Source organism: Bariatricus sp. HCP28S3_F11, from assembly GCF_052065395.1.
GTDB lineage: Bacteria > Bacillota > Clostridia > Lachnospirales > Lachnospiraceae > Allocoprococcus.
The window spans coordinates 1-1922 of the sequence record NZ_JBQHUC010000088.1; the positions used below are offsets into that span (position 1 = coordinate 1).

Below are 1922 nucleotides of genomic sequence, written 5' to 3' on the forward strand. Positions count from 1 at the left end.
GGTAGTGTCAAAAACTACCTGTTTTTTTGTCCCAAAATTCAATAAAAACCTTGATTTTATGGGAGAATGCAAATAAAAAGAGCATTGACCTCCCTTTTTCTGGTATAATGTCCTCGACCAAAATTCCAAAACACCAAAGGAGACAATGCTCATGGACATTATACAATACTTACTTTCTGTTATTCAATATCTTTATCAGCAGAATTGCTGGCTGATTACTTTTATCTGCAAATATATTCCACTGAAACAGTGGGCTTTTGACGATTCTCACTCTCCAAAGTACCAGAAACTCAAAACAGACGAACTTCCTAAAATGGAAATCCATCACAACGACTGGGACTGGCAGCTCCTGATCCCCTACTATGAATTCAAGTATCACAAGAAGATCAAACCCGTCTCACGCCGCAAAGAATGTGATATCCCCGAGGACTGCAAGTGTCCCTGCTGTAATGCCCCTCAACCTTATCTCTACCGCAACAACGGCAGGAAAGGTCAGATCAAATGCAAGGTCTGCGACACAAACTTTTCACCGGATGATAACCGTTTCTCTAAAGAGTACACCTTACGCTGCCCCCACTGTGGAAATGCTCTGGTACATAAAAAAGACAGGAAACACTTTATCGTCCACAAATGCGTGAATCCCAAATGCCCTTACTATCTCCACAATCTTAAAAAAGTAGATAAGGAACATCTTGAAAAAGCTTATGGCAAGAACGAATACAAGCTACACTACATCTACCGTGAATTCACCGTGGATTTCTTTAAAATGGATCTGGATTCCCTCCCGAAAAATGCTTCTTCCCTGAAGTTCAACAAGTTCGATTCCCACGTGATGTCACTGTGCCTGACTCTTCACGTTAACCTCGGGCTCTCCCTGCGGAAAACCTCCCAGGCTTTGAAGGATCTTTATAACATCCGGATCTCACACCAGCAAATCGCCAACTACTGTAAAACTGCTGCTATCTGTGTAAAACCTTTCGTGGACAACTATGACTATCATGCCGGCAGCACTTTCACTGCTGATGAAACCTATATCAAGATCCGTGGTATCAAAACTTATATCTGGTTCATTATGGATGCTGCGAAGCGCTCCATCATCGGTTACCAGGTCTCTGACAACCGCGGCGTCGGTCCCTGTATCATGGCAATGCGCATGGCTTTCCGACATTTCAAAGAGCTTCCAAAAAACTTCCGCTTTATCGCAGACGGTTACAGTGCCTATCCACTGGCTGCCCAGCAGTTCTTCCATGAATTTGGTGATGCCTTCAAGTTCTGCATTACCCAGGTGATTGGGCTTACCAACGACGATGCGGTTTCCAAAGAGTTCCGTCCATTCAAGCAGATGATCGAGCGCCTGAACCGAACCTATAAAGCGTCCTACCGGAAAACAAACGGATTTGACAACATCGACGGTGCCAACTATGACCTTGCTCTGTGGGTTGCATACTATAACTTTCTGCGTCCTCACAAACACAACAACTATAAAGTCCTGAACACAGTAGAAATGCTGGAAGGCGCTGACAATATGCCCGGAAAATGGCAACTGCTGATCTTCCTTGGTCAACAGACAATTCTAAATCTCCAGAAACAGAAAAATGCGTAAATGGAGCGGAACCGTTGTCAGGAGGACCGTGGAATACCAGAGCACGAAGTGCGAGGATATGCCGCGAAAGCCTCTTGACATAAGGTTCACGGATTATCCTGTTTAGCAGAAAAGGGGCAAGTGCGCCCTTTTCCTGCCTTCCGGCGAGGACAGGTCCGGGCAGAGCCCGGAATCGGGTCAAGGGACTGGTCCCTTGCAGGTTCTTAGGGCAGCGCCCTGAGCCCCCGGAGGGCCTTCCGTCTTATATATTTGCAATTTTCAAGGTTCGTTTGAGCCTGTTTTTTTCGGCCCAGTTTTTCATAGATTACTTGACACTACC

Annotated in this window: 1 protein-coding gene; it reads left to right on the plus strand. The window is 45.6% G+C overall.

Annotation, left to right across the window (positions count from 1 at the left end; all coding sequences use genetic code 11):
* Positions 1–151 precede the first annotated feature (151 nt).
* Positions 152–1603, plus strand: coding sequence for a DDE-type integrase/transposase/recombinase (locus ACTNBR_RS16300; RefSeq protein WP_427808634.1), 1452 nt, complete (start codon positions 152–154; stop codon positions 1601–1603).
* Positions 1604–1922 lie beyond the last annotated feature (319 nt).